The sequence below is a fragment of the Streptococcus sp. DD11 genome (assembly GCF_001578865.1).
Classification (GTDB): Bacteria; Bacillota; Bacilli; order Lactobacillales; family Streptococcaceae; genus Streptococcus; species Streptococcus panodentis.
In genome coordinates this window covers 337,795-345,061 of the sequence record NZ_KQ969396.1, presented here as the reverse complement: position 1 = coordinate 345,061, position 7,267 = coordinate 337,795, and the positions used below count along the sequence as shown (strand labels likewise).

The window sequence follows — 7,267 nt, the reverse complement described above, 5'->3', positions numbered from 1 at the left end:
TGGCTCAGGTCTCCAATTATTTCAGCGACAGTCTGGAAGTCCTGCGGCTGGCTATTCAGGGGGCTATGTCACTCGGTCAGATAACCGTAGATGTATCCGGCAATTACTATACCAATCAAGCCGATATGTCTTGGCTGTCGGCTTTGAAAAATCAAGAAATCAAAACCTATGGCAGCGGAGTAGATCCTAGGCTGTCTCTCATCAAGCAAAATGCCAGAGAATTCATGCTGTCGGAAGAAGCATCAGCTTATTACAGCAAAACTTTGATTAGTTTTCTGGAAGGCCATCCAGTCAGTGATTGGCCGAGCCTGATTAAGCAATTTAATCAGTCCCTCCACTTTGACGATGAGGGAAATATTGTTCAGTTTCTGCCCATTCAGGTAAGTGACGCTCCCGTCATTGGCGAGACCTGGGTCGTTTTGAAAAATGGTGCCGTTGACAAAGACTATACCCAGCGCTTTAATGACGAGCGAGGGGGACAATTCTGGGAGAGCCTTGGAGAACATTCGGCTGAGTTTTTGACGGGTCTGACCAGCATTATCGGCGGAGCTATTTTAGACACAATCAGTCTTGCAGGAGGAGCAGCAGGTCTTGTCCTTTCACTGCCAACCGTCGGGACGATTACGATTCCTGCAGAAGCAGCGGCAGCAGCAGGTCTTGCGACAGGGACGACCATGATTGTCGGCGGAACGGCTGCTGTCAATGATGCCATTATCAAGATCTGGGAAGCCAATGCCAGTCTGAATGTCAGCTTTGCCCAAAATCGCAGTAACTGGCAGGCCAAGAATAAGTCAACAAATAATTCAAGTCAAAGTCAGACTGATTTAGATTTTGACTTGAACGATGTATCTAGTTTTGAGAATGCCAATATCAAAGATGTTGAATCCTTTTTGGACGAGCAGTTGAAAGGATTTACTAAATCACCATTAAAAAGGGGTGAAGGACTTAGATATTATGATGGTAAGGGGAATTCTTGGCAATTAAATGATGGTTATAAAAACGCTACAGACAGCGTGCATGGTGGACCCTATTTAAAGACAACTTATAATGGAGAAATTATTAGAATTCCATTGCAAAAATAAAGGAGAATGATATGAAAACAGAGGACTTAATTGAATTGTTACAGTCAATTTTAGAAGAAGATGCAATCATCAGTAGATTATTTACATATTTTCATCTGCATAAAGAATATGAAATAAGCGACTTGAACAAAATTATTGAGATTGGCATTACAGAGAAAGTTTTTTTGATTATTAATGTGACCGATGAATCAATTGAATACAAAAGAATCGAATGGAGTGAAAGCAATACATACCAAGAGGTTATTTTTAGCAATCCACAGGACTACATACCAAGTTTATTTTCGAACCCCGTCCAAATTCCTGACTTGTTTCTAAAATGCGTGAAAAAGGAATGATGAAGTAGTATGAGACTATACATCAAAAGTGACTATTGTAAAAGAATAACATTTACTACTAGAAATCTGGTTTGGAAAATGTGGTTTAAGGAATGGCATGGTCATCCTATTACATACTCAAACGTCGGTGATGATGAAATGCTACAAGATGATTTCTTTCTTGGTGTACAATTTGATAAATGGCGATTTAATGATAAACGATGGAATCATATACCATACGACAAGAGCAATCCTTGGAATTCGTTTTCTGATGAAAATATTCAGTTGGAATTTGAAAATGATTTTATTACGGATGGGAGAGAGCGTGGAGAACACCTTAGGATTGCGACGACACATACGGACATTTTAACGGTTGATAAACGTGCTATGTATATCATGGCAGTCGAGGTTGCGAGTGCAATTGATGGACAAATTAGCGAGGATGATAAGCGGACTTGGATAGATGTAGAGACTTTTAAGGAGTTGCGCAAGGATGTCTTATCACTAACATATGATCGAGCAACTGACATCAGTGTGGAGGAACTGAAAAGTATGAAACCTGTAGAGGATCCCTTGTGGGATGAAGAAGAACGACTTCATGAAGAGTACATCTCTACCTATGGAGAACGCGTTTATGACGACGAGGAAGACGAGTGAGAATTTATATAAAAGGCGATTTTACTAAAAAAATACCATTCAATTATTTGGAACTAGCGAAGAAAATGTGGTTTGAAAGTTATCAAGGAGAGTTTGACTCTAGATAAATTTTCTTCAAATGATGAGCGTTGGGGAATGGCTGATTTTAAAATAGGAGATGATCCTTGGGCGGCTTTTAAGCGTGAAAACTTAAATCGCTGAAATGAGCTAAAATGAAACTGAAAATCTGCTTTTCTTGCGAAAAATCCTTGACAGGCTAACATAGATGTGGTAAAATGATAAAGATTTTGGACTTGAAGGGAGTGAAAAATATGTCAAAAACAGTAGTACGCAAGAATGAATCACTTGATGATGCACTTCGTCGTTTTAAACGTGCGGTTACTAAAGCTGGGACTCTTCAAGAAACACGCAAACGTGAATTCTATGAAAAACCTTCTGTAAAGCGCAAACGCAAATCAGAAGCAGCGCGTAAACGTAAAAAATTCTAATTGAGCAAAATGACAGGCTTCGGTCTGTTTTTTTGTTTGTGACTCTTTGGAGAGAGGCAGATGTGCTTTGGATTGGGAGCAGCAGGGCAAGAAAAAACACTGATTTTCATCAGTGGATTTTTCTTATTTTTTCTCAGCCAATAAAGCTTTGATTTCTTGCAGGACTTCCAGTTCGGTTGGTCCGGCTGGTGCTTCTTCAGCAGCTTCTTCGTTTTTCTTAGCCAGGCTTTGAGCTTTTTCAGCAGACTTGACGATGAAGAAGAGAACGGTACCGATGACCAGGAAGTTGATCACAGCGCTCAGGAAGCTTCCGTAAGCAATTCCGTTCCATTTCAAACCTGCGATTTGGTCTACGCCGGCAGCTTTCAGAGCTGGGTTGAGAATCAGCGGAGTGATAATGTCCTCAATCAATGAAGTGACGATTGCGCCGAAAGCATTGGCGATAATCACACCGACTGCCAAGTCAATGACATTTCCGCGCAGCAAAAATTCTTTAAGATCCTTTAACATTTCTTTTTTTCCTTTCAAGAAATTTATTAATGAGATTATATTATAGCTTAAATAAATGACATTGACAAGCTATTTGCTTATCAAATATTTTACATTTGTGTGATTTTATTATAAAATATAGAGTGATATTCTATGATAAATTGGAGGTATTGTCTATTGATTGATAAAGAAACCATTTCTGAAATTAAAAATAGTGTCAATATCGTTGATGTCATAGGAGAAACGGTGGCCCTGACCAAGGCAGGGAGAAATTTTCTGGGTCTCTGTCCCTTTCATGGTGAAAAAACGCCTTCCTTCAACGTAGTAGAGGACAAGCAGTTTTATCACTGTTTTGGCTGCGGCAAGTCGGGTGATGTTTTTAAATTTATAGAAGATTACCGAGGGGTATCCTTTATGGATGCGGTACAGGTGATTGCTGAGCGGGCGGGAATCCCTTTGGCAGCAGAAAGCGCCGGCAGCGACCGGCCCCGACAGCAGCATCCGCATCAAGCCCTCTATGACATTCATACCGAGGCTGCTAAGTTCTACCATGCAGTCCTCATGACGACCAAGATGGGGGAGCAAGCCAGAGACTATCTTTATCAGCGCGGTCTGACCGATGAGGTACTCAAGCATTTTCAAATCGGTCTGGCTCCCAGTGAGGGCAATTACCTGCATCAGAGCATGGCTGGCAAGTTTGATGAAAACACCATTATGAACTCAGGCCTCTTTAATCTGGCGGAGAATAATCTGGTCTATGATGCTTTTCAGAATCGGATCATGTTTCCTCTGACCAATGACAGCGGTCAGGTGGTAGCCTTTTCCGGACGGATCTGGCAGGAAAAGCCTGCTGACGGCCACACAGCCAAGTATAAAAACAGCCGGGCCACTGCTATTTTTAATAAGAGCTATGAGCTTTACCATCTGGATAGGGCCAAGCCGGTCATCAAGAAAAGCCATGAGGTTTATCTGATGGAGGGCTTTATGGATGTCATTGCAGCTTATCGGGCAGGGATTGAAAATGCAGTTGCTTCGATGGGGACGGCCCTGACACCTGAGCATGTCCAGCATCTGAGCAAGTACAGCAAAAAGATTATCCTGTCTTATGATGGGGATAAGGCGGGGCAGGCTGCGACAGCTAAAGCTTTGGATGAGCTGAGAGACCTGTCGGTGGAGATTGTCCGCTTTCCTGACAATCTGGATCCTGATGAATTTCTGGCTAAACATTCGCCTGAGGATTTGCAGCATTTGCTGACCAAAACGCGAATAAGTAATGTGGAGTTTCTCCTGCATTATCTGAAGCCGGATAATATCGAAAATCTGCAGGCCCAGATTGACTTTCTGGAAAAGATGGCTCCGATTATTGCTAAGACCAAGTCTATCACGGCCCAGCAGTCTTATATCTATATGCTGACGGACCTCCTGTCCTATTTTGAATTTCAGCAGGTCGAGCAGGCGGTTAATAACAGCCGGCTGGACGGCCGCAGGGAGCGGCAGGAGGAGCAGGGCTATCAGAGTTACCAGCAGGCGCCGGCAGTTGTGGAGCAGCCGCTTTCCAAGCAGCTGTCGCCTTTGATAAGAGCGGAGAACCACCTGCTGTACCGCATGGTCCACAGCCCCCTCATTTTAAATCAGTATCGGCTGAGAGAGGATTTTGCTTTTGCGACGGAGGAGCTGCAGACCCTCTACACCATCCTCCTGTCTAACGGCGAGGTGACGCCGCAGGATTTGTCCCAGCTGCCGGACAGTGTGCAGCATGCCTGGTATTACATGCTAGAGGCAAATCTGCCGGAAGAAAGCTCAGATGAGGAACTGAGGGAGGTAGAGGAGACCAGAGAGAAGGAGCTGCTCCGCAAGGACAACCAGCTCATCAGCAAAAAGCTTCGTGAGCACTATCACAATGGAAATACGGATGCTGCCTTGCTGGATTTGCAGCAGATTATCGAACAAAAAGAAGAATGGAGTAGGAATGGCTACAAAACAAAAGAAGTAACAACATTGGATGTGCAAGTTGCAGAATTTATCCGCAATCATAAGCAGACTGGTACAGCGACAGATGATGAAATCAATGATCAGCTGGTCATTCCTTTCACACTGGATGCAGACGGTATCGAGGATTTGCTGCAGCGGATTCAGGATGCAGGCATTTCCATTACTGACAAGGAGGGAAACCCCAGTGCGCGTGTCCTCAACAATGAGGAAGAAGAAGCTGAGCTGAGCGATGAGGAGCTCTTGGGCAGCAATTCTGCCAAGGTCAATGATCCCGTCCGCATGTACCTGAAAGAAATCGGGGTAGTGCCGCTCTTGACCAATGAAGAGGAGCAGGAGCTGGCTATTTTGGTCGAGCAGGGGGACTTGGAAGCCAAGCAGCGCCTGGCGGAGGCCAACCTGCGTCTGGTCGTGTCCATTGCCAAGCGCTATGTCGGCCGCGGCATGCAGTTTCTGGACCTGATTCAGGAAGGCAACATGGGGCTGATGAAGGCCGTTGATAAGTTTGACTACACCAAGGGATTTAAGTTTTCTACTTATGCGACTTGGTGGATCCGTCAGGCCATTACCCGTGCCATTGCTGACCAGGCTCGGACCATTCGCATTCCGGTTCACATGGTGGAGACCATTAATAAGCTGGTCCGTGAGCAGCGCAATCTCCTGCAGGAGCTGGGCCAAGACCCGACACCGGAGCAGATTGCGGAGCGGATGGATATGACACCGGACAAGGTCCGTGAGATCCTCAAGATTGCCCAAGAGCCCGTGTCTCTGGAAACGCCGATTGGCGAGGAAGATGACAGCCATCTGGGCGATTTTATCGAGGATGAAGTGATTGAAAATCCGGTAGACTACACGACTCGGGTCGTCCTGCGTGAGCAGCTGGATGAAGTGCTGGATACCTTGACCGATCGGGAGGAAAATGTCCTGCGTCTGCGTTTCGGGCTGGATGACGGCAAGATGCGGACGCTGGAAGATGTGGGCAAAGTCTTCAATGTGACCCGCGAGCGGATCCGTCAGATCGAGGCCAAGGCTCTGCGCAAGCTCCGCCACCCAAGCCGCAGCAAACCGCTTCGTGACTTTATTGAAGATTAGGCTTCTGCATTCCCAGCAATCATAGAGGCCAATGTCATCTATGGATGCTGCTTCTCAACAGACATGCTGCAAACAATCTAAAGGAGGACAGGCTATGTCAGAAAAAAACTATACCCCTGAAGAAATTGAAAAGATTAAAACTCGGATTTTGGAGAGCTTGGAGCAGGTGATTGACCCAGAATTGGGGATTGATATTGTCAATCTGGGCTTGATTTATGAGATTCGTTTTGACGGCGCAAGCGGCGAAACAGAAATCGACATGACCCTGACGACCATGGGCTGCCCTCTGGCGGACCTCCTGACCGATCAGATCTACGACGCCATGTCAGATGTCCCAGAGGTGACCAAGACCGATGTCAAGCTGGTCTGGTATCCGGCCTGGACGGTGGAGAAAATGAGCCGCTATGCTCGCATTGCTCTGGGGATTCGATAGTCAAGCAGACCTGTGCGGCCAGTGCAGGTTTTTGCATTTTTCGGCAGCTTCTGTTATAATGATGATACTGTCTTGGGGTCGTTACGGATTCGACAGGCATTATGAGGCATATTTTGCAACTCATCTAGCGGATGTAAAACGCCAGTTAAATATAACTGCAAAAAATAACAATTCTTACGCTTTAGCTGCCTAAAAACCAGCCAGCGTGACCCGATTCGGATGGCTTGTGTCTGATGACAGGTCTTATTTTCAGCAAGCTACGGTAAAATCCAGTCTAGGGATTTTGCAGGAGATGAATAGACTCGCCTGACTTGGGCCTGAGCTGTGTGTCAAAGTCAAGTTAAAGCAAGACACAGCCTATGGTTGTAGACAAATGTGTTAGCAGGTGTTTGGACGTGGGTTCGACTCCCACCGGCTCCATTGTTGTTTTTTGAATTTTTTTAAAACTTCTTAAAACGTTGAGAAATCAGCGTTTTTTTGCTTGAGGTCTATATTTTGAAGGAATGAAAAAAGCCAACTAGATGTCTAGCTGACTTTCTTTGGATGATGGATTCCCTGGCGGTGGGACAGAACTAAATTTTTAAAAATTTAGTTCCCTTCACTCTTTTGTTTCTAAGCTCAGGCTGAAAAGGTTCCCCAAACCTTTTCACTCCCAGCCCGCGGGGCTCTCACAGTCCGGGTGGACTGTGAGAGGTTGGAGATAAAACAAACGCAGTTTGTGTC

General features: G+C 45.2%; 7 protein-coding genes, 1 other RNA gene and 2 pseudogenes. 9 read left to right on the top strand and 1 reads right to left on the bottom strand.

All coding sequences use genetic code 11. From position 1 onward, the window contains the following. The 5 genes and pseudogenes from STRDD11_RS14700 to rpsU form a co-directional block, all read left to right on the top strand. Positions 1 to 1,082, top strand: a pseudogene (locus STRDD11_RS14700) (hypothetical protein); the annotation flags it as partial. 11 nt (positions 1,083 to 1,093) lie between these two features. Beyond that, the gene (locus STRDD11_RS10995) at positions 1,094 to 1,417 is read left to right on the top strand and encodes a hypothetical protein (RefSeq protein ID WP_128837306.1); all 324 of its coding nucleotides are present in this window, start codon (positions 1,094 to 1,096) and stop codon (positions 1,415 to 1,417) included. Between the two features lie 9 nt (positions 1,418 to 1,426). After that, positions 1,427 to 2,053, top strand: coding sequence for a hypothetical protein (locus STRDD11_RS10990; RefSeq protein ID WP_128837305.1), 627 nt, complete (start codon positions 1,427 to 1,429; stop codon positions 2,051 to 2,053). Between the two features lie 72 nt (positions 2,054 to 2,125). Beyond that, positions 2,126 to 2,254 carry a hypothetical protein gene (locus STRDD11_RS14920; RefSeq protein ID WP_277592967.1) on the top strand — a complete coding sequence of 43 codons (129 nt, stop codon included), beginning with the start codon at positions 2,126 to 2,128 and terminating at the stop codon, positions 2,252 to 2,254. 110 nt (positions 2,255 to 2,364) lie between these two features. Continuing rightward, positions 2,365 to 2,541: a 30S ribosomal protein S21 gene (rpsU, locus tag STRDD11_RS10985; protein WP_000048054.1), complete on the top strand. Its 177-nt coding sequence runs from the start codon at positions 2,365 to 2,367 to the stop codon at positions 2,539 to 2,541. Between the two features lie 123 nt (positions 2,542 to 2,664). Here the strand turns inward: rpsU and mscL are convergent, their stop codons facing one another. Next, entirely contained in the window at positions 2,665 to 3,051 is a 387-nt protein-coding gene (gene mscL, locus STRDD11_RS10980; RefSeq protein WP_128837304.1) for a large conductance mechanosensitive channel protein MscL, read from the bottom strand. Between the two features lie 156 nt (positions 3,052 to 3,207). Between mscL and dnaG the strand changes: the two are divergent. The 4 genes and pseudogenes from dnaG to ssrA all read left to right on the top strand — a co-directional run. After that, a pseudogene (gene dnaG, locus STRDD11_RS10975) lies at positions 3,208 to 4,983 on the top strand (DNA primase); the annotation flags it as partial. Further along, complete coding sequence (gene rpoD / locus STRDD11_RS13910; RefSeq protein WP_206512707.1) at positions 4,972 to 6,111, top strand: RNA polymerase sigma factor RpoD; 1,140 nt, start codon at positions 4,972 to 4,974, stop codon at positions 6,109 to 6,111. The pseudogene dnaG and the gene rpoD, both read left to right, overlap by 12 nt. Positions 6,112 to 6,205: 94 nt before the next feature. Continuing rightward, positions 6,206 to 6,544: a metal-sulfur cluster assembly factor gene (locus STRDD11_RS10970; RefSeq protein ID WP_128837303.1), complete on the top strand. Its 339-nt coding sequence runs from the start codon at positions 6,206 to 6,208 to the stop codon at positions 6,542 to 6,544. A 74-nt stretch (positions 6,545 to 6,618) separates the two neighbouring features. After that, positions 6,619 to 6,967: a transfer-messenger RNA gene (gene ssrA, locus STRDD11_RS10965) on the top strand. Positions 6,968 to 7,267 lie beyond the last annotated feature (300 nt).

What these genes read in the sequence shown, in the direction of transcription:
- STRDD11_RS10990 (WP_128837305.1), top strand. Translation starts at nt 1,427, where the DNA reads ATGAGACTATACATCAAAAGTGACTATTGTAAAAGAATAACATTTACT.
- mscL (WP_128837304.1), bottom strand. Translation starts at nt 3,051, where the DNA reads ATGTTAAAGGATCTTAAAGAATTTTTGCTGCGCGGAAATGTCATTGAC.
- rpsU (WP_000048054.1), top strand. Translation starts at nt 2,365, where the DNA reads ATGTCAAAAACAGTAGTACGCAAGAATGAATCACTTGATGATGCACTT.
- STRDD11_RS10970 (WP_128837303.1), top strand. Translation starts at nt 6,206, where the DNA reads ATGTCAGAAAAAAACTATACCCCTGAAGAAATTGAAAAGATTAAAACT.
- STRDD11_RS10995 (WP_128837306.1), top strand. Translation starts at nt 1,094, where the DNA reads ATGAAAACAGAGGACTTAATTGAATTGTTACAGTCAATTTTAGAAGAA.